The following is an 18,783-nucleotide window of genomic DNA, read 5'->3' on the forward strand; positions in this document are numbered from 1 at the left end:
GCCGCCGGAGGTTCAGCCGAGGCTCCCGGTGGCCCGGCGTACCAGCGCCTCGGCCACGTCGCGCAGCTTGCGGTTGGAGTCCTGCGAGACCTTGGCCAGGATGCCGAACGCCTCCTCCGCCGAACAGCGGCGCTGGCCCATGATGATGCCCTTGGCCTGCTCGATCACCGCGCGGCTCTCCATCGCGGTCCGCATCTGCTCGGCCAGGGTGGCGGTGCTCTCGTAGAGGTGGGCGTTGGCCAACGCGATCGCGGCGTAGCCGGCGAAGGTCTGTGCCATCGGCGTCACGTCCGCGAACGCGTCGTCGGAGGTCCGGTAGATGTTCAGCGCGCCCACCACGGCCTCCTGGATCGGCAGCCCGATGGAGATCGAGCCGGCCGCCCCGGCGGCGTGTGCCGCGCGGGCCCACTCCGGCCAGCGGCTCTCCGTCGCCATGTCCGGCACGACCATCGTGGTGCCGGTGGTCGCGGCGTCCAGGCACGGCCCCCGACCCTGCTCGTACTGCCATTCGTCGAGCCGCAGGGCCAGGTCACCGGTGTACGCGGCGGTGTGCGCCTCCGAGCCGTGCACCAGGGTCACCGACACCTCGTCGGCGCCCGGGATGCTCTCCTTGGCGATGTCGGCGATCCGGGCCAGGACGGTGTTCAGGTCGTTCTCGTCGTGGCGGATGCTGCCCAGGCGGATGAACGCGTCGGTGAGATCCAGTGGTGGCTGCGGCATGGCGTCAGACGTCCTCGCGAATGGCGCGGTGAATCTCCGGCGGAGCCGGACAGCGCGTGGTGGCGGTTCGTGCGTGCACGAACCGCTGTACCGGAGCCCGTGACCGGACCCGGGAACCGCGCCGCTGCTTGACGCTTGCCCGCGACGCCCCCTGTCGGCGTGCGCTACAGGCCCACCATTTTACGGCCCGGCCCGGACAACCGACGCCGGGCCTCACCGTGGCGGGACCCGGCCGGCGCGACGACGCCGGCCGGATCGCCGCTCATTCGGTGCGCAGCCCGTCGGGGCGGGTCAGCCGCCACAGCACGGGCAGACTCAGCCCGGTTACCAGCAGCACCACCGTCGCGCCGAGCCCGGTGGCGACCGCCAGCACCGGCCAGGCCACCGCCACCGGGGCCTGGACCATCCGCAGCAGCGCCACCCCGAGCCCCAGCCCGAAGACCACCGCCAGGGCGAGCCCGATCACCACCGGCACGGCGGTCTGCCAGAGCACCGACCAGCTCAGGGTGCCGCGCCGGGTGCCCACCGCGACCAGCATGGCCAGCAGGCGGCGCCGTTCCCGAAGCTGCTCCAGCATCCCCACGAGCATGCTGGCGCCGATCAGCAGCAGCGTGACGACGGCGCCGAGGTAGAGCCCGCGCTGGATGTTGACGAACTTGTTGGACTGCCTGGTTCCGTCGAGGGTGAGCACCGTGGCGAACAGGTCGACCTCGGCGGCGGTGCTGCGGACCAGGTCCTCCACGCCCGGCCGGTGCCGGTCGACCCGCAGGAACGCCTCCGCGCGCAGCGGCCCGAGCCGGGTGGTGTCGATGGCGCCGGGGGTCACCAGCAGCCCGCCGCTGGAGGCCCCGGAGGGGTCGGTCCGGGCCGGCACGGTACGCAGGCCCGCCGGCACCTGCCAGGTGTGCCGCTCGCCGACGGTGAGCCGCGCGCCGGAGCGGATGCCCGCGGTCGCCTCCGCGCCGTTGGGGTCGCGGGCCAGGAAGACGTCACCGTCGGCGCACCGGTCCAGGTCCGCGAATTCGGCAAGCGCCGCGCAGTCGGCGATCCGCAGGACGGCGTAGGAGTCGACGCGTCCGGGAAGGGTGGCGCCGGTCAGCAGGGAGTCGACGCTTCCGGTCACCCCCGGCACGGCGGCCAACCGGGCCAGCCCCGCCGGCGTGTCGGCGTCGGCGGGAAACTGCACCAGTACCCGCGCCCGGGAGGTGTCCTGGCCGGTGCGGAAGGTGAACTCGTCCGCCACGCCCGCGAACAGCATCTGCAGCCCGATCGTGCCGGCCACCGCGATGGCGATGCCGCTGACCAGCCGCGCCGAGCCGGCGCTGTTCTGCTGGAGCCGGCGCACCGCTAGCTGCACCGGCACCGGGCCGCCGCGCAGCCGGCGTACCACCAGATCGGTGAGCCAGGGCAGCACGGTGACCACGCCGACGAGCAGCAGCACCGCCCCGGCGGCCACCCGGTAGTCCGGTTGCCCGTCGGCGGCACCGGAGGCGCCCAGCGGCAGCAGCAGCACCAGGCCGACCGCCGGCAGCAGCAGCCGCCACCAGAGCCGGGGCCGCACCGCCACGGCGCGGCGGGTGACGCCCAGCGGCTCCACCACCACGGCGCGCAGCGCGACCATGGCGACCAGGACCGCGAGCGCCGGCACGGCCAGCGCGACGAGCGCGACCAGCGGCAGTGGCGGGCGCAGGTCCGCCGCGTACACGCTGAGATCGAGGAGGGTGACCAGCGGCACCAGCTGGCGGCCGAGGAGGAAGAACCCGCCGCCGACCGCGACGCCGAGCAGCGCGGCGGCGGCCGCCTCGCCGGCGGCGATCCGGCGGATCATGCCGGTGTCGGCGCCGACCAGCCGCAACGCGGCCAGCCGGCGGTCCCGGCGCTCGCCCCCGAAGCGCACGGCCGCGCCGAGGAAGACCGCGATCGGCAACAGCAGGACCACGAAGATGATCACTACGAGCAGCATCAGGACCGGGCCGAAGCCCTCGCCGGGCAGTCCGCCACCGAACGCGTCCAGGCGGCTCGCGCCGTCGTCCACGGAGAGCGTCTCAGCACCCAGGTAGAAGGCCAGCTCGCGGGGCCCGGCCAGGCCGTCCTCGGCGATCGTGCCGACCACCTGGGCGTTGCCCAGCCGTGGCCGCAACAGCGGGCCGTCGGCGGAGTCCAGCAGGTCACGCAGCGCGGGGGAGACCACCACCTCACCGGGGCGGGGCAGCGCGGCCAGACCCGGTGGCACCGGGGCGGCCGGGCCCTCGGGTTGCAGCACCCGGCCGCGGACGGGCTGCTCGTGGAACGTGGTGTCGGCGGTACGGACCAGCAGCGTGTTGGCCGCGGCCGGGATCTGGTCGCCCATCCGCAGGTCGTCGCGGGCGTCGCCACGAGCCTGCCGGGCATCCAGGGCGCCGGGCACGGACGCGGCCAGCAGCAGCATCGCCACCCCGATGCCCACCCCGAGCGCGGTGAGCACCGCCCGCAACCACCCGTCCCGGCCGCCGGTGACCACCAGTCGGGCACCCATCGTGAGATCCGCCGCGCCGCCACGCAGCCGTCGGGACACGCCGGTCACGCGGCCGGCTCCAGGTCCCGGGTACGCCCGTCGCGCACCACCACCTCCCGATCGGAGTACGCCGCCACCCGCGTCTCGTGGGTGACCAGCAGCACCGCGGCGCCACTCTCCCGGGCCGCGGCGGTGAACAGCCGCATCACCCGTTCGCCGTTGAGCGAGTCGAGGGCGCCGGTCGGCTCGTCGGCGAAGATTACCTGTGGGCGGGTGACCAGGGCGCGAGCCACCGCGACCCGCTGGCCCTGCCCGCCGGAGACCTCGCCGGGCCGCTTGCCGGCCACGTCGGCGACCTCCAGCCGCTCCAGCCACTCGGTGGCCCGACGTTCCGCCTCCCGGCGGGCGAGGCGGCCCAGCCGCAGCGGCAGCGCGACGTTCTCCAGACAGGTCAACTCGGGGACCAACTGGCCGAACTGGAAGACGAAGCCGAACGCCGAGCGGCGCAGTTCGCTGCGTTCCCCGTCGGAGAGAGCGGCCAGGTCGCGGCCCTGGAACAGCACCCGCCCCGAGTCGGGCCGGGTGATCCCGGCCAGACAGTGCAGCAGCGTCGACTTGCCGGAGCCCGAGGAGCCCATCACCGCCAGCACCTCGCCCGCCGAGACCCGCAGGCTGGCGCCGGCCAGTGCCCGCGTCGGGCCGAACGAGCGGTGCAGGTCCTCGGCGGCCAGCAGTGGCGTGCCGGCGCCGGTCGGCTGCCCGGTCATCGCCGCACCACCGAGGCCAGCTCGTCGAGGCGGGCCGCGGTCAGCTCCAGCCAGCGCAGGTCGGCCTCCAGGTGGAACAGCGCGTGGTCGCAGATCAACTGCTCGGCCAGGTCGCCGTCGGTCTTGCGCCTGGTCAGCTCGCGCATCAGCCGCAGATGCTCGGCCCGCTGGGTGTCCAGCAGGTCGGCCGCGCTGCGGCCGGTCAGCAGCGCCAGCACCACCTTGGTGTAGAGCGTGCTCTGCAGGTACGGCTCGGGCTTCTCCGGGCTGGCCAGCCAGCGCTGCACGTCGGTGACGCCGGCCTCGGTGATCGCGTACCGCTTGCGCTCCGGGCCCTCACCGGGCTCGACCGCCTCCACCTCGACCAGGCCACCGCGCAGCAGCCGGGAGAGGGTGGCGTACACCTGCCCGTACGCCAGTGGCCGGGCGTGGCCGAACCGCTCGTCGTAGAGCCGTTTGATGTCGTACCCGTGCCGGGGATTGGCCTCCAGGAGGCCGAGGAAGGTCTGTCCAATCGACATGCGGGGGACTATACACATCGCGTATACGCGGCATGTATACACCCGAATGCGCCTCGGTGTCCGCCTGGCCGCCCCGCCGGCACCGCGCAGCGGAGCTGCGCGAACCTGCTAGCCGACGTCCCGACCGCACCCGTGGAGGCCCGGTGTTCGCCCTGCCTTTGACCCCCGAGGTCGAGCTGCGCCCGTTGGAGCCCTGGCGGGCCGAGGAGTTCCTCGCCAACCTGGACCGGGCCCGCGAGCACATCGCCCCCTGGGTGTCGCCCTCCTTCGTCGCCGCCGACCTCGCCTCCGCCCGGGCGGTGCTGCAGCGCTACGCCGACCGGTGGGCCGCCGACGCCGGTGGGATCTGGGGGCTGTGGTGGCGTGGCACCCTGGTCGGCGGGGTCATGTTCGTCGCGTTCGACACCACGCTCGGCGTCTGCGAGGTGGGCTGCTGGGTCGAGCCCGCGGCCCAGGGCCGGGGCCTGGTCGCACCGGCGATCCGCCGGATCGTGGACTGGGCGGTGTACGAGCGCGGCATCCACCGCGTGGAGTGGCGCACCAACGCCGACAACACCCGCAGCATCGCGCTGGCCCGCCGGCTCGGGCTGCGCCACGACGGTACGCTCCGGCAGCTCTACCCGGGCCCGCGCGGGCGGGTCGACATCGAGGTGTGGTCGGTGCTGGCCGACGAGTGGCGGGCCGGCTCAGACGTGTGCGAGCACGGCGTCCAGTGACCGGGGCGCCCGCCCCAGGTCCAGCGCGTCGACCAGCAGCCGGGCGTACGCGCTCTTGCGACCCGACCGGGTGCCCATGAACCGGCGCAGCTGGGCCCGCTCGTCGCGCCCCTGCTGGGCCGGCTGCCGCTGGAAGACACGCAACGCACGCAGGTCGCCCGCGGCGGCGATCACCTCCCGTACCCCGGCCACGCCCACCGCCCGGATCAGCTCGTCCTTCAGGTCGGCGACGCAGACGTGGAAACCCAGGGTCGCCATCGCCGCGCGGGTCAGGTCGGCGCCGAACCCGGCCCGGGCCAGCGCGCGCCGGATGTAGCCCTCCTCGGCGTGGTCGTAGAGACCCGCCAGCCGCAGCCCCCGCCCGGCCGGGCCGAGCAGGTCGAGGAAGTGCCCGATGTTGGTGGCGCCACCCATCGGCACCACCCGTACCCGCTCTGCGGCCAGGTCCCGGCCGCGCCGCACGGCGAGCGCCTCGACCGCGGCCCGGTCACTCACCCCCTCGACGAGCACGACCGTCCGCACGTCCAGGTCGGCGTCGACGAGCACAGGGCACCTCCCAGCGTCCGCGTGCATCATCGCGCCCCGGGTCGACGAGGGCCACCCGATTCCATTGTCGAGGGTTCTGTCGTACCCGGGCGGCACCATGCATCCATGGCCGTACCCGCGCTCACCCCGCATCCCGACCCGCCGCGCTCCGTGCCGCTGCGCGAGGCGCGCACCCGGTTCACCCAGCTCGTCGCGCTGGCGGAGCTGACCGACGCCGTCACCGTGGTCACCCGTGACGGCGATCCGCGTCCGGTCGCCGCGATCGTGCCCGCCGCCGCCGCGCGCAGCGGCGCCCAGGCCCGCGCCGACGCCGATCGGCTCGCCGAGGTCACCGCCGGCTGGGCCCGCCGCCTCGACGAGCAGCACCGGCGCAGCAGCCGCCGGCACGCCGCCGAGCTGGGCGCGGTCCGGGCGGCACTGGCCGAGGTGTGGGCCGAGCTCGACAGCCGGGTCACGCCGGGAAGCGACCCGGCGCTGGCCCGGTTGCGCGCCGCGCACACCGACCTGCTGACTGGCTGAACACCACCCGACCCCGCCGGCCGTGGCGGCGGTGGAGTCAGGTCGTCGCCGGGTAGGCGTGCGTCTCGGTGGCCTTGACCGCCGCCCAGACCGGCTGGCCCGGGGCCAGGCGCAACTGGGCGGCGGCGGCCGGAGTGACGTCCGCCGCCGCTCCGATCGGCCCGTCGAGCTGCACGCGGATGTTGTCGCCGTGGCGCTGAAGACCGGCCACGGTCGCCGCCCACGCGTTGCGCGGGCTGCCCTGCGGCCGGGTCAGGTGCAGGGCCACGGCGGCGGGGCGGAAGGCGACGAACGCCTCGCCGTCGAGGCGCTCGGCGGCGGTGAGGGTGAGCCCGGGCGCCACCCGCACCCGGTGCCCCTCGGCCCGACCCCGGTGCAGGTTCAACCCGACCAGGCGGGCCACGTAGTCGGTGCGCGGGCGGGCGGTGACGCTCGGGCCGTCGCCCTCCTGCACCACCCGCCCGCCCTCCACGATGACGAGCCGGTCGGCGAGCGCCAGCGCGTCCAACGGGTCGTGGGTGACCAGCACCGTCGCCCCAGGGTGCGCGGCCAGGTGCCGATGCAGCTCCGCCCGGGTGTCCAGTCGGGTACGCGCGTCCAGCGCCGCGAGCGGCTCGTCCAGCAGCAGCAGCGCCGGCGCGACGGCCAGCGCGCGGGCCAGCGCCACGCGCTGCGCCTGCCCGCCGGAGAGCTGGCGGGGACGGTCCTGCGCCTGCCCGGCCAGGCCGACGCGGGTCAGCCACTGGAGCGCGGTGGACCGCGCCGCACGCCGGTCGACGCCGTGCCGCCGCGGCCCGAAGGCCACGTTGTCCAGTGCGCTCAGGTGCGGGAAGAGCAGATAGTCCTGGAAGACCACGCCGACCGGCCGGCGTTCGGTGGGCACCCAGGCGCGGCTCGCCGGCCGGTCCAGGTCGGCGCCGTCGAGGGTGACGTGCCCGTCGGTCAGCGGTTGCAGCCCGGCCAGCGCGCGCAGCGCAGTGGTCTTGCCCGCGCCGTTGGGGCCGAGCAGCGCCACGACCTCGCCGGGGGCGACCCGCAGCGGCACGTCGAGCCGGAAGGCGCCCCGGTCGACGACGAGCCGGGCGTCGAGCAGCGTCGCAGTCACGGGGCGGTCATCCAGCGGTCCCGCAACGCGGCCAGGATGCCCACCGAGACGGTGAGCAGCACCAGGCTCAGCACGATCGCCGACTCCAGGTCGGTCTCCAGCGCCAGGTAGACCGCCAGCGGCATGGTCTGGGTCCGGCCGGGATAGTTGCCGGCGAAGGTGATGGTGGCGCCGAACTCACCGAGCGCCCGGGCCCAGCAGAGCACCGCTCCGGCGGCCAGACCGGGCGCCACCAGGGGAAGCGTCACGTGGGTGAAGGTGGTCCACCGGCCGGCGCCCAGCGTGGCCGCGGCCTCCTCGTAGCGGTGGTCCGCGGCGCGCAGCGCGCCCTCCACGGCGATGACCAGGAACGGCATCGCGACGAACGCCTCGGCCAGCACGACCCCCGCCGTGCTGAACGGCAGGGTGATGCCGAAGGTGGCGTCGAGCCAACCGCCGATCAGACCGCGGCGGCCGAAGACCAGCAGCAGGGCGACCCCGCCGACCACCGGCGGCAGCACCAGCGGCACCGTGACCAGGGCGCGCACCAGCCGACGCCCGGGAAACTCGACCCGGGCCAGCAGCCAGGCCAGCGGGACGCCGAGCAGCAGGCACAGGACGGTGGCCAGGGTCGCGGTCTGCACCGACAGTCGCAGCGCGGTGAGTGCGCCCGGCGCCGTCAGCCGCTGCGGCAGGGTGCTCCAGGGCGCCCGGACCAGCAGCCCGGCCAGCGGCAGGACGAGGAAGAGCAGCCCCAGCCCGGCCGGGAGCAGCAGCGCGAGCGGCACCCGACCGCGACCGCGCCGGCCCGGGCGCCGTACGGCGGGGGCGGCGTCGAGGGCGGCACTCACGGGGCCTGGAACCCCGCGTCGGCCAGCACCGCCTGACCGGGCGCCGAGCTGACGTACGCGACGAACGCCCGCGCACCCGTCGGGTTGGGCGCGTCCCGCAACGCCACGATCGGGTAGTCGTTGATCGCCCGCGCCGACTCGGGGAACTCGACGCCGCTCACGTCGGCGCTCGCGGCCCGCGCGTCGCTGCGGTAGACCAGGGCCGCGTCGACCTCGCCGAGCTTCACCTTTGCCAGCGCGCCCTTGACGTCCTGCTCCAGGGTGACCGGGGTCAGCGCGACCCCGGCCGCGGTCAGGGCGGCCCGCGCCGCCGCGCCGCAGGGCACCTGGTCGGCGCAGAGCGCCACCTTCACCCCCGGTCGGGTGAGGTCGGCCAACCCGACCACGCCCTGCGGGTTGCCCCTCGGTACCGCGATGACCAACTGGTTGCGGGCGAAGACGCTCGGCGTGCCATCGGCGTTGCCGGCCCCGATCACCGAGGTCATGTTGCGGGGGGCGGCGGAGGCGAAGACGTCCGCCGGCGCACCCTGGTTGATCTGGTTGGCCAGGGCGGAGCTGCCGGCGAGGTTGAGGGTGACCGTGCTGCCCGGGTTCGCGGCCTCGAAGTCCCTGCCGATCCTGGTGAACGACTCGGTGAGCGACGCGGCGGCGAACACCGTCACGGTGCCGGTGACCAGGCCGCCCGCGCCGCCGTCGGCTGGCGACCCGCCGTCCGCACCGCAGCCGGCCACCGCCAGCCCGGCCAGCGTCAGCACGGCGGCCAGCGCCGCGCGTGTCCCTCGCCCGCTCATCCGCCGGCCCTTCCCCGCGCGGGCGCGGCCCGCTCCACCACCACCGTGGTCGATTTGATCACCGCGACGGCCACCGATCCCACGCGCAGATCCAGCTCGTCGACGGCCTCGCGGCTCATCAGCGACACGACCCGGAACGGCCCCGCCTGGATGTCGACCTGCGCCATCACCGTGTCCTTGCGGACGTCCACGACGATGCCGCGCAGCCGGTTGCGGGCCGAGGAGAACTCGGCGCCCGCGTCCGGGTCCGCCGCCTGGGCCCGCGCGAACCCGGCCAGGTCGACGCCGTCGATCACCCGGTGGCCGTGCTCGTCGCGGCCGGCCGCCAGCCGTCCGGCGTCCACCCAGCGGCGAACCGTGTCGGCGCTCACCCCGAGCAGGGTGGCCGCCTCGCCGATCCGGAAGCTCGTCACCGGTCCACCCTAGCGTCGGCATCTGCCAGGGCAGAAGGCCGGCCAACCATGCTGCTGCGATGCCGAGCCGGGCAGCGGCGCCGCAGGTGCGGTTCGCTGCGACGGCCACCGCCCGACGACCAGCAGCCGGCGGGTGAGCCGGGCCACCACGACCGCCCACGACGAAAGCCGGCGACCGTCGGCGGCGCTAGCCTTCCTGCGGCGGACCCGCTCCGCCGGCACACCCACCCCCGCCAGCAGTGAGGACCCCCATGCGCGCCACCGTCATCCACGGGCCGAACGACATCCGCGTCGAGCAGGTGCCCGACGCGACCGTCCGTCACCCCACCGACGCCGTCGTGCGGGTGGTGCTCGCCTGCATCTGCGGCAGCGACCTGTGGGCCTACCGGGGCGTGGCCGCGCGGCAGCCCGGCCAGCGCATCGGTCACGAGTTCCTCGGCGTGGTGGAGGAGATCGGCGCCGAGGTGACCTCGGTCCGCCGTGGCGACCTGGTGGTGGCACCGTTCGTCTGGTCCGACGGCACCTGCGACTTCTGCCGCGAGGGCCTGCACACCTCCTGCCCGCAGGGTGGGTTCTGGGGCGAGCCGGGCTCCGACGGCGGCCAGGGCGAGGCGGTGCGCGTGCCGTACGCCGACGGCACGCTGGTCGCACTGCCGGCCGAGGCCGCCGGGGACGACCGGCTGCTGACCGCACTGCTGGCGCTCTCCGACGTGCTGGCCACCGGACACCACGCCGCCCTGGCCGCCGGGGTCCGTCCGGGCGCCACCGTCGCGGTGGTCGGCGACGGCGCGGTGGGCCTGTGCGGAGTGCTCGCCGCCCGCCGCCTCGGCGCCGAGCAGATCATCGCGCTGGGCCGGCACACCGCCCGCACCGACATCGCCCGCACCTTCGGGGCGACCGACGTGGTGTCCGAGCGGGGTGACGCGGCGATCGCCGCGGTGCGGGAGCTGACCAAGGGGCAGGGCGCGCACGCGGTGCTGGAGGCGGTGGGCACCGAGGAGTCGATGCGTACCGCGATCTCCATCGCCCGTGACGGCGGCGCGGTCGGTTACGTCGGCGTGCCGCACGGCGGCAGCGCCGGGGTGGACATCCGGCAGATGTTCAACCGCAACGTCCGCGTCGGCGGTGGCGTGGCCCCGGCGCGCGCGTACCTGCCGGAACTGCTCGGCGACGTGCTGGCCGGTCGGATCGACCCGTCCCCGGTCTTCGACCGTTCCGTCTCCCTGGACGAGGTGCCGGACGGCTACCGGGCGATGGACGACCGGAGCGCGGTCAAGGTCCGGATCGCCTTCTGACGCCGCGCCGTGGACCCGCCGGCGTACCGGCGGGTCCGCGGCGTGCTCAGCAGTTGCGCAGCTCGGGCGACTGGTTGAGCAGTTGGCCGCTCGTCGACACGAAGGGGCCGGCTAGGCCCGGCGGGGGTGGCCCTTGAGGTGCCGGCCCAGCTCCCGGGCGATCTCCCGGTTGGCGTCCCGCTCGGCCAGCGTCTGTCGCTTGTCGTAGGAGCGCTTGCCCTTGGCCAGGGCCAGCTCGACCTTGGCCCACCCGTTGTCGAAGTACATCGACAGCGGCACCAGGGTCACTCCGCCCTCGCGGAGCTTGTCCAGGATGCGGTCGATCTCGACCCGGTGCAGCAGCAGCTTGCGGGTGCGGCGGGGCGCGTGGTTGGTCCAGCTGCCGAAGCCGTACTCCGCGATGTGCAGGCCGTACAGCATGATCTCGCCGTCGCTCTCCTGGGCGAACGCGTCCACCAGTGAGGCCCGGCCCTCCCGCAGCGACTTCACCTCGGTGCCGGCCAGCACGATGCCCGCCTCGTAGGTGCGCAGCACGGTGTAGTCGTGCCGGGCCTTCTTGTTCGAGGCGATCAGCCGGCGTTCGGGCTGCCTGGACGGAGTCACCCGGCGACGATATCCGGCCGCCGGTGGGGTGGTCACCGGGGTTCGGCGGGCGGACCGCCCGGCGGACGCCTACGGTTGCCGACATGACAGAGATCGCCGTACTCGGCCAGGGCCGGATGGGCACCGCGATCGCCCAGCGACTGCTCGCGGCCGGTCACCAGGTCACCGTCTGGAACCGCACAGCCTCCCGCACCGAACCGGCCCGCGCGGCCGGCGCCCGGGTGGCCGCCACGCCGGCGGATGCCGTGCGGGGCGTCGAGGTCGCCCTGACCATGCTGACCGCCGCCGACGCCGTGGGCTCCGTGCTCTTCGGCCCGGACGGCGCGGCGGCGGCCCTGGCCCCGGGCGCCACGCTGGTCGAGATGTCCACCATCGGGCCGCGAGCGGTGGGGGAACTCGTCTGCCGGCTGCCCGCCGGGCTCGCCCTGGTCGACGCGCCGGTGGCGGGCAGCGTCGACGCCGCGGCTGCCGGCACGCTGCGGGTGCTCGCCGGTGGGGAGAGCGCGACGGTCGCCCGGGTGGAACCGGTGCTGCGCGCGCTCGGCGTGGTCCGCCACTGCGGACCCACCGGCAGCGGCGCAGCGGCGAAGCTGGTCCTCAACGCCGCGCTGCTGGTCGCCGTGACCGGGGTCGCCGACGCGCTCGCGGTGGCTCGCGCGGTCGGTGTCGACCGGGAGACGGCGATCGAGCTGCTGGGCGACAGCCCGCTGGGTGCGGCGGTCGGCCGAGCCACCGCCGGCGGCGCCGCCTTCCCGGTGGCGCTGGCGGACAAGGATCTCGACCTGCTCCTCGGTGAGGTGGACGCCGCGTCCGTCCCCCTGGTCCGGGCGGCCCGCGCCGCACTGGCCACCGCCGACCCGGCCGACGACATCGCCGCCCTCGCGGCCGACCCGCGGGCCTGACGCCACCCGCCCGCTCGGAAAGTCAGCCGAGCGCGGCGTCGACGATCGCCGCCGGCGCCTGCAGCGGCTTCAGGTGGTCGGCCGCCAAACCGTACCGGTCGGCCACGTACGCCGGGTCCTGCCAGGTGACCACCGAGCCGTCACCCTCGGCCCGCACCATGATCCGCAGCGGCAGGTCGATGGCGATCTCCGGAGTGGCCTGCATCAGCGGCGTGCCGGCCGCCGGATTGCCAAAGATGATCACCTGGGTGGCCGGCAGGTCCTGTCCGGCCTTGCGGGCGGCGGCGGCGTGGTCCACCACGGCGATCACCATGGCGCCATGCCCCTCCGCCTGGGTCCGGATCGCGGCCATGGTCGAGTCGACGTCTCGGCTGCTGCGTACGGTGATGAGTCCGTCCACGGACCACTCCGATCTGCTCGCACGCTCCTGTCCGTGCTCCATCGTGCCGGGGCGGACCGCCGCCCGGGGCGGGTGCCGCGAAGCGCGGCCCGCGTCGACCCGGAGGGGCTACGCTGCGCCGCGCCGAGCGGTCACCCGGCCCGGCGGTCGGCGCCCAACCGCCCGGCCAGGTCCACCACTGCCGCCGAGAATGCCCCCTGCGACTCGCACGGCCAGTGCCCCAGGATCGGCGGCGGCACGCTGTCGCTGGGCGGCACCACCACGTCCGCAGGGTCGGTCAACCGCCGGTCCACGGCCGCGGCCGGTCCGGTCAGGGTCTCCGGCTCGCCCGGCCGGTGCGCGGCGAAGATCCAGCCGCCGATCGGGTCGGTGTCCCGCCACAGGTTCAGCCAGCGCCAACCGACCCGCTCGCCGATCTCGCACAGCACCTCGTCGTCGACGAACGCGGGAAACAACTGCGCGTACAGCCGCTGCAACGGCGACCCGTAGGTCAGCAGGGCGATCCGGTCGGTGACCCGGGGCGGTAGCTGCAGCACCGTGGCGGCGAGCAGCACCGAGCCATGGCTGTGCCCGCTGAGCAGCACCCCGTTGCCCTGTTCGACCAGGTAGGTGATCCGCCGGCTCAGCTCCGGTACGGCACGCTCGGCGTAGCAGGGCGGGGCGAAGGGGTGCGCGGCCCGGGGCCAGAAGGTGCCGAGGTCCCACAGCACACCCACGTACCGGCGGAACCCCGCCGTCCGGTACGCGAAGATGCCGCCGATCACCAGCCCGAGCACCACCCCGGCGATCGCGTAGCTGCCCATCCCGATGAAGAAGTTGACCATGTCGGCGGGCACCCCGACGTAGCGCTGGATCACGTCGCCGGGATAGAGCTGGAGCAGGCCGAGCACGCTGGTCGCCAGGCCGACCGCGGCCAGTCCGGCGTAGACCACGGTGAGCGGCGGCAGCCGCTCTGTGAACTGGGCCCGGGCCACCGTCTTCTCAACCTGACGCAGCCGCTCCGCCGCCTCCGGCGGCGCGTGCGGGAAGTCGGCAGCCACGATGGCCGCGGCGGCCCGCTGTCGTCGGCGCCGGGTCAGCACCGTGACCAGGGCGGCGACCAGCACCGCGGTCAGCACCGCGAGGAAGAACCCGAAGATCGCCCACTTGAACGCCAGCGGTGGGCTGGTGGCCAGCCGGTCGGCGGTCGTCCCGCCGCGGTCCAGCAGGTCCGCCACCCGGTAGACGAGTTCGGCGGAGAACGCCACGCCGAGACCGGCGCCCGCCGTGACGTAGACCGGCGCGCCCAGCGCGCGCAGCGGCGAGGCTCCCGGCGGCCCGCCCCGCCGCCAGATCACCAGCGCGGCGAGGACGACCAGCAGGGCGGTCTGGCTGACGAACAACCACGCCACGGTCGCGCCGTACCCCGGCAGCATGCCGTCCTGCGGCCACGGCATCGGACTTCCGATGGTGTGCACCACCACGAGGATGGTCAGGCCGCAGGCGAGCGTGCGCAGCCCCCGGGTGAGCGCGTCCACCGACGTTCCCCGGCCGGGCCGGTCGATGGTCTGAACCGTGGTGAGCAGGAGCAGGCAGGTGAGCAGCACCGCCCCGGTGGCCACCAGCAGCACCACCATCGTTGGGGAGGCGCCCTGGCTGGCTCGGGCGGCCAGCAGGCTGCCGTCCAGGGTGGCGAACGCCGCCGCGACGTGCACCGAGCGCAGCCGGCCCACCAGCGGCGCGGCGTCCCACTGGCCGACCGCGCTGAGCCGGTGCTCGGAGTTCGCCTCCGTCGGTGGCCGGAACGCCTCGAACGTGCGCCCCGGGCGGGCCCCCAACCACCAGACGATCCCGATGGCGGCGACCGGCACCAGCGACAGCACGCCCAGACGCAGGCCGGGCGAGCGCCCGCCGAGCCAGGACAGCCAGCTCCGCTCGTCCAGGCAGGACGGGTTGCCCATGCAGCGCCACGCGATCAGGTCCAGCGCCACACCGACGATGGTGAGCACGTAGAGCATGGTGAGGGTGAGCGCGAGCACCCGGCACAGCGCGACGATGCCGTGCTTCGAGGCGGGGCTGCTCGCCGGTTTCATCCAGAGCGCCACGTTGCAGAGCATGAAGGGCAGCAGGAACACCAGCGACAGCGTCCGCACGGCCGTGCCGGACGGCAGGTCGCTCCAGCGGTACGCCTCCAACGTCACGCCGCCCGCGCCGCCGGAGCCTGGGTAGATGTCACGCGGGCGGAAGAAGCCGCCGTTGCGGTCCCCGGCGACCTGGTGCACGTGTGGCCGGTCCAACACCTGGTCGGCCCCCGCGCCGGAGACGCCGTGCACCCGCAGCTCCACGACGTCGCCCGAGGTGGCCGGTCCGCTCGCCGGCGCGTCCGACATGGGCCCCCCCCGAGGTGTTCGCGGCAGCCGCCCGGGTCGGGTACGGCCACCCGGCTTACCCGTCCCGGACCCGGCCAACCGTGCGCGGCGGGGAACGCGTCCGCACGCCGGGCGTGGTGCGGTCGTGCCTGCCCGGGTGGTTACATGGGCGCCATGGCGAACCCGGTGATCCTGACCGTCGACGACGATCCGGCGGTGTCCCGGGCGGTGGCCCGCGACATCCGTCGTCGCTACGGCGACCGGTACCGGGTGGTGCGGGCCGCCTCGGGGCCGGAGGCCCTCGACGCGCTGCGGGAGGTCAAGCTGCGCGGCGAGCAGGTGGCGCTGTTGCTGGCCGACCACCGGATGCCGGAGATGACCGGCGTCGAGTTCCTCGAGGCGGCGATGGACATCTTTCCGGTCGCCCGTCGGGTGCTGCTCACCGCGTACGCCGACACCGACGCCGCCATCGAGGCGATCAATGTGGTGGACCTGGACCACTACCTGCTCAAGCCGTGGCACCCGCCGGAGGAGAAGCTGTACCCGGTGCTCGACGGCCTGCTGGAGGCGTGGGCGACCACCCCGGACGCGGCCACCCCCGAGATCCGGGTGGTCGGGCACCGCTGGTCGGCGCCGTCGTTCAAGGTCCGTGACTTCCTGGCCCGCAACCTCGTGCCGTACCGCTGGCTGCTCACCGACGACCCGGAGGGCGCCCGGCTGCTGGACGCCGCCGGCGCGACGGAGGCGGACGTGCCGCTGGTGGTGACCGCCGACGGCAAGGCGCTGACCGCGCCGAGCGAGGCCGAGCTGGCCGGCCTGGCCGGGCTCACCGTGGTGCCGGCCACCGACTTCTACGACCTGATCGTGGTCGGCGGTGGCCCGGCCGGGCTGGGCTCGGCGGTGTACGGCGCGTCGGAGGGTCTGCGTACCGTGCTGGTCGAGCGCCGGGCCACCGGCGGGCAGGCCGGGCAGAGCAGCCGCATCGAGAACTACCTCGGCTTTCCCGACGGTGTCTCCGGCGCGCAGCTCACCGACCGGGCCCGCCGGCAGGCGGTGAAGTTCGGCGCCGAGTTGCTGAGCGCCCGGGAGGTGGTCGGCCTGACCGAGGCCGGCACCGCCCGGCTGCTGCGCTTCGGCGACGGCACCGAGATCGCCGCGCACACCGTGGTGCTGGCCACCGGGGTGTCCTACCGGGTGCTCGACGCCCCCGGGCTGGCCGAGTTCACCGGCCGGGGGGTGTTCTACGGCTCCACGGCCACCGAGGCGCCGAGCTGCGTCGACCAGGACGTCTACATCGTCGGCGGGGCCAACTCCGCCGGCCAGGCCGCGGTGCACTTCGCCCGGTACGCGGCCCGGGTGCACCTGCTGATCCGGGGCGCGGACCTCACCGCGTCGATGTCGCGGTACCTGATCGACCAGTTGGACCAGATCGACCGGGTCACCGTGCACCCGCACACCACGGTGGTCGGCGGCGCCGGCGAGGGCCACCTGCAGCGGCTCACGCTCTGCGACACCCGCACCGGGCAGGCCCGCACGGTCGACACGTCCTGGCTGTTCATCTTCATCGGCGCCGAACCCCGCACCGACTGGCTGGACGGGGTGCTGGTCCGCGATGCGCGGGGTTTCATCGTCACCGGCCCGGACCTGCTCACCGGGGGCCAGCGCCCCGCCGGCTGGGCGCTGTCACGCGACCCGTACCACCTGGAGACCAGCCTGCCCGGCGTGTTCGCCGCCGGTGACGTGCGGGCCGAGTCGGTGAAACGGGTCGCGTCCGCGGTGGGCGAGGGCGCCATGGCCGTGTCGCTCGTGCACCGCTACCTGGAGGCCCAATGAGTATCGGGGCGGACCGGCTGACGCCGGCGCAGCTGCGTACCCTGTTCCTGTTCGAGGCCCTCGACGACGGGCAGCTCGACTGGCTGGCCGAGCACGGCCGGGTCGAGCAGCGCGCCGGCGGCACCGTCGTGTACGCCGAGGGTGAGGACGCGACCTGCTTCTTCGTGCTGCTCAGCGGCGCGGTGGCGCTGAGCCGACAGGTACGCGGCGACGACATCGAGATCAGCCGGACCGACCAGCGTGGGGTGTACGGCGGGGCCACGCAGGCGTACCTGGACGACCGGGTGGGGGAGACCTATCGCAACACACTGCGGGCGGTGAGCGACGCGGAGTTCTTCGTGCTGCCGGCGGAGAGCTTCGCGCACGCCGTCCGGTCCTGGTTCCCGATGGCCATGCACCTGTTGGAGGGCCTGGTCATCGGCATGCGCAACAGCCAGACCATCGTCGGTGAACGGGAGCGGCTGCTGGCCCTCGGCTCGCTGTCGGCGGGCCTGACCCACGAGCTGAACAACCCGGCCGCGGCGGCGGTGCGGGCCACCTCGGTGCTGCGCGACCGGGTCGCCGGCATGCGGCAGAAGCTCGCGATGATCGCCGACGGTCGGCTGGACGGCCGGGCGCTGCACGGGCTGGTCGAGTTGCAGGAGGAGGCGGTGGTCCGGGTCGCCGCCGCGCCGAAGCTCACGCCGATGGCCACCGCCGATGCCGAGGACACTCTCACCGACTGGCTGGAGGAGCACGGCGTCACCGGCGCGTGGGACCTGGCCCCCATCCTCGTCGGCGGCGGGCTCGACGCGGCCTGGCTGGCCCGGGTGCGGGAGGCGGTCGGCCCGGTGGACCTGGAGGCGGCGGTGCGCTGGCTGACCTACACCGTCGACACCGAGTTGCTGATGCGCGAGATCGGCGACGCGGTCACCCGCATCTCGGGCCTGGTCGGCGCGGCCAAGCAGTACTCGCAGCTGGACCGCGCCCCACATCAGGTGGTGGACGTGCACGAGCTGCTCGACGCCACGCTGGTGATGTTCAAGGCGAAGATCCCCGCCGGGGTCAAGCTGGTCCGCGAGTACGACCGGAGCCTGCCGGCCATCCCGGCGTACGCCGCCGAACTGAACCAGGTGTGGACGAACCTGATCGACAACGCGCTGGGCGCGATGGGGGAGCAGGGCGTGCTGACCGTGCGCACCGGCCGCTCCGGCGACCTGCTGGCCGTGGAGGTCGCCGACACCGGGCCGGGCATCCCGCCGGAGGTGCGTCCGCGCATCTTCGAGCCGTTCTTCACCACCAAGCCGGTCGGCGCGGGTACGGGGCTGGGGCTGGACATCTCGTACCGGATCGTGGCGCACAAGCACCACGGCGACATCCGGGTGCGGACCGCGCCCGGCGACACCACGTTCCAGGTGCTGCTGCCGCTCTCCGTCAGTACGGCGCCCACCCCGTGAACCGTTCGGATCTGGTCCGGTTGAGCAAGCGGATGTCGCTGGCCCTGCGGCACCAGCCGGAGCGGTTCGGTCTGACGCCGGACCGGGCGGGCTGGGTGCCGGTCGAGGTGTTCCTCGCCGCCCTGCGGATCGGCCGCGCCAATCTCGACGCCGTGGTGGCGGGCAACGACAAGCAGCGGTTCGCCGTCGAACGCGGCCCCGACGGCGCGGAGCGGATCCGCGCCAGCCAGGGCCACTCGATCCCGGTCGACCTCGGCCTGGCCCCGTCGTCGCCACCGCCGGTGCTATACCACGGCACCGGCGCCGAGGCGGCGGAGTCGATCCGGGTCACCGGCCTGCACCGCGGGGGCCGGCACCACGTGCACCTCTCCCCGGACGTGGCCACCGCGCGGCGGGTCGGTGCCCGTCGCGGTGCGGCTGTCGTGGTGTTCACCGTGCACGCGGCGGCGATGGCCCGCGACGGTCACCTCTTCTACCGCAGCGCCAACGGGGTCTGGCTGGTCGACGCGGTACCCGCCGGCTACCTCAGCGGCTGAGCGCGCCG

The 18,783-nt window shown here is 74.7% G+C and carries 18 protein-coding genes and 1 pseudogene; 7 read left to right on the forward strand and 12 right to left on the reverse strand.

All coding sequences use genetic code 11. The features are described from left to right. Positions 1-12: 12 nt before the first annotated feature. The 4 genes from ACFOW4_RS18625 to ACFOW4_RS18640 form a co-directional block, all read right to left on the reverse strand. Positions 13-720, reverse strand: coding sequence for an ANTAR domain-containing protein (locus ACFOW4_RS18625; RefSeq protein WP_377529366.1), 708 nt, complete (start codon positions 718-720; stop codon positions 13-15). Between the two features lie 262 nt (positions 721-982). Next, positions 983-3,283, reverse strand: a complete 2,301-nt coding sequence (locus ACFOW4_RS18630) for an FtsX-like permease family protein (protein WP_377529367.1) — start codon at positions 3,281-3,283, stop codon at positions 983-985. Further along, positions 3,280-3,981, reverse strand: coding sequence for an ABC transporter ATP-binding protein (locus ACFOW4_RS18635; protein ID WP_377529369.1), 702 nt, complete (start codon positions 3,979-3,981; stop codon positions 3,280-3,282). Before ACFOW4_RS18635 ends, ACFOW4_RS18630 begins: the two co-directional genes overlap by 4 nt. Then, on the reverse strand, positions 3,978-4,502 hold the full coding sequence (locus ACFOW4_RS18640; RefSeq protein WP_377529370.1) for a PadR family transcriptional regulator: 525 nt from the start codon (positions 4,500-4,502) through the stop codon (positions 3,978-3,980). Before ACFOW4_RS18640 ends, ACFOW4_RS18635 begins: the two co-directional genes overlap by 4 nt. A 143-nt stretch (positions 4,503-4,645) precedes the next feature. Here ACFOW4_RS18640 and ACFOW4_RS18645 point away from each other — a divergent pair, with 143 nt between their 5' ends. After that, a complete protein-coding gene (locus ACFOW4_RS18645) occupies positions 4,646-5,218 on the forward strand; it encodes a GNAT family N-acetyltransferase (protein ID WP_377529372.1) in 573 nt (190 codons plus the stop codon). On the opposite strand, the gene ACFOW4_RS18650 is transcribed toward ACFOW4_RS18645, so the two are convergent. Beyond that, positions 5,189-5,764, reverse strand: coding sequence for a TOPRIM nucleotidyl transferase/hydrolase domain-containing protein (locus tag ACFOW4_RS18650; protein WP_377529375.1), 576 nt, complete (start codon positions 5,762-5,764; stop codon positions 5,189-5,191). The genes ACFOW4_RS18645 and ACFOW4_RS18650 overlap by 30 nt on opposite strands. A gap of 105 nt (positions 5,765-5,869) precedes the next feature. On the opposite strand from ACFOW4_RS18650, the gene ACFOW4_RS18655 reads away from it, so the two are divergent. After that, complete coding sequence (locus ACFOW4_RS18655; RefSeq protein WP_377529377.1) at positions 5,870-6,283, forward strand: type II toxin-antitoxin system Phd/YefM family antitoxin; 414 nt, start codon at positions 5,870-5,872, stop codon at positions 6,281-6,283. Between the two features lie 37 nt (positions 6,284-6,320). Here ACFOW4_RS18655 and ACFOW4_RS18660 read toward each other — a convergent pair whose 3' ends face one another. The 4 genes and pseudogenes from ACFOW4_RS18660 to ACFOW4_RS18675 form a co-directional block, all read right to left on the reverse strand. Next, complete coding sequence (locus ACFOW4_RS18660) at positions 6,321-7,388, reverse strand: ABC transporter ATP-binding protein (RefSeq protein WP_377529379.1); 1,068 nt, start codon at positions 7,386-7,388, stop codon at positions 6,321-6,323. Further along, positions 7,385-8,210: pseudogene (locus ACFOW4_RS18665) on the reverse strand (ABC transporter permease); the annotation flags it as partial. The gene ACFOW4_RS18660 and the pseudogene ACFOW4_RS18665, both read right to left, overlap by 4 nt. 4 nt (positions 8,211-8,214) lie before the next feature. Next, positions 8,215-9,009, reverse strand: coding sequence for a molybdate ABC transporter substrate-binding protein (gene modA / locus ACFOW4_RS18670; RefSeq protein WP_377529380.1), 795 nt, complete (start codon positions 9,007-9,009; stop codon positions 8,215-8,217). Continuing rightward, positions 9,006-9,422 (reverse strand): molybdopterin-binding protein, encoded by a 417-nt coding sequence (locus tag ACFOW4_RS18675; protein ID WP_377529382.1) that lies wholly within the window; start codon positions 9,420-9,422, stop codon positions 9,006-9,008. Before ACFOW4_RS18675 ends, modA begins: the two co-directional genes overlap by 4 nt. A 251-nt stretch (positions 9,423-9,673) precedes the next feature. Between ACFOW4_RS18675 and ACFOW4_RS18680 the strand changes: the two genes are divergently transcribed. Further along, a complete protein-coding gene (locus ACFOW4_RS18680; protein ID WP_377529384.1) occupies positions 9,674-10,717 on the forward strand; it encodes a zinc-dependent alcohol dehydrogenase family protein in 1,044 nt (347 codons plus the stop codon). Positions 10,718-10,828: 111 nt separating this feature from the next. Here ACFOW4_RS18680 and smpB read toward each other — a convergent pair whose 3' ends face one another. Then, the gene (gene smpB / locus ACFOW4_RS18685; RefSeq protein ID WP_377529386.1) at positions 10,829-11,320 is read right to left on the reverse strand and encodes an SsrA-binding protein SmpB; all 492 of its coding nucleotides are present in this window, start codon (positions 11,318-11,320) and stop codon (positions 10,829-10,831) included. A gap of 83 nt (positions 11,321-11,403) precedes the next feature. Between smpB and ACFOW4_RS18690 the strand changes: the two genes are divergently transcribed. Continuing rightward, positions 11,404-12,222, forward strand: a complete 819-nt coding sequence (locus ACFOW4_RS18690; protein ID WP_377529388.1) for an NAD(P)-dependent oxidoreductase — start codon at positions 11,404-11,406, stop codon at positions 12,220-12,222. 22 nt (positions 12,223-12,244) lie between these two features. On the opposite strand, the gene ACFOW4_RS18695 is transcribed toward ACFOW4_RS18690, so the two are convergent. Both ACFOW4_RS18695 and ACFOW4_RS18700 read right to left on the reverse strand, forming a co-directional pair. Next, positions 12,245-12,622 (reverse strand): DUF302 domain-containing protein, encoded by a 378-nt coding sequence (locus ACFOW4_RS18695; protein WP_377529390.1) that lies wholly within the window; start codon positions 12,620-12,622, stop codon positions 12,245-12,247. Between the two features lie 131 nt (positions 12,623-12,753). Then, a complete protein-coding gene (locus ACFOW4_RS18700; protein WP_377529393.1) occupies positions 12,754-14,991 on the reverse strand; it encodes a hypothetical protein in 2,238 nt (745 codons plus the stop codon). A gap of 144 nt (positions 14,992-15,135) precedes the next feature. On the opposite strand from ACFOW4_RS18700, the gene ACFOW4_RS18705 reads away from it, so the two are divergent. The 3 genes from ACFOW4_RS18705 to ACFOW4_RS18715 are packed head-to-tail and all read left to right on the forward strand — an operon-like array spanning position 15,136 to position 18,775. Then, a complete protein-coding gene (locus tag ACFOW4_RS18705) occupies positions 15,136-16,803 on the forward strand; it encodes an FAD-dependent oxidoreductase (protein ID WP_377529396.1) in 1,668 nt (555 codons plus the stop codon). Then, positions 16,800-18,239, forward strand: a complete 1,440-nt coding sequence (locus ACFOW4_RS18710) for an ATP-binding protein (protein WP_377529398.1) — start codon at positions 16,800-16,802, stop codon at positions 18,237-18,239. The genes ACFOW4_RS18705 and ACFOW4_RS18710 overlap by 4 nt, the downstream gene beginning before the upstream one ends. Then, the gene (locus ACFOW4_RS18715) at positions 18,236-18,775 is read left to right on the forward strand and encodes an RNA 2'-phosphotransferase (protein WP_377529402.1); all 540 of its coding nucleotides are present in this window, start codon (positions 18,236-18,238) and stop codon (positions 18,773-18,775) included. The genes ACFOW4_RS18710 and ACFOW4_RS18715 overlap by 4 nt, the downstream gene beginning before the upstream one ends. Positions 18,776-18,783: the final 8 nt, after the last annotated feature.

The organism is Micromonospora sp. GCM10011542, from assembly GCF_042650685.1.
In the GTDB taxonomy this organism is placed as follows: Bacteria; Actinomycetota; Actinomycetes; order Mycobacteriales; family Micromonosporaceae; genus Micromonospora.